Source organism: Pseudoalteromonas sp. S408 (genome assembly GCF_005886645.1).
GTDB lineage: Bacteria > Pseudomonadota > Gammaproteobacteria > Enterobacterales > Alteromonadaceae > Pseudoalteromonas.
This window is the reverse complement of the sequence record NZ_PNDY01000086.1, coordinates 1-395: the sequence shown is the minus strand read 5'-3', so window position 1 is coordinate 395 and position 395 is coordinate 1. Positions and strand designations below refer to the sequence as shown.

Below are 395 nucleotides of genomic sequence, written 5' to 3'. Positions count from 1 at the left end.
AATGTGTTGTACGAGATTGATGGCGAAACCGCATTAGATCTATATAAACAATATTTGGGTCCTTATGTAAATGAATTACCGGGATCGGCACTTTTATTCCCTTTATCTATGCGTTTAGATGATTCAGGAAAAAATCTTGTGAGAACAATACTTACCATTGATGAAGATAAGAAAACAATGACTTTTGCAGGCAATCTTCCTGAGGGGGCTCGCGTAAGATTGATGAAAGCCAATTTTGAGAAAATTATTGAAGGGTCTTCTATTGCAGCGGCTAAATCTGTGGAAACAGGACAAAAGCAGTTCCCTGAATTAGCCATACTGATAAGCTGTGTGGGTAGAAAATTGATCTTACAAGATAGAACATCGGAAGAAGTACAAGCAGCCAGAAATATATT

General features: G+C 37.5%; 1 protein-coding gene. It reads left to right on the top strand.

All coding sequences use genetic code 11. From position 1 onward, the window contains the following. A partial coding sequence (locus tag CWB62_RS18550) for an FIST signal transduction protein (RefSeq protein WP_171036806.1) occupies positions 1–395 on the top strand: 395 nt, incomplete at both ends.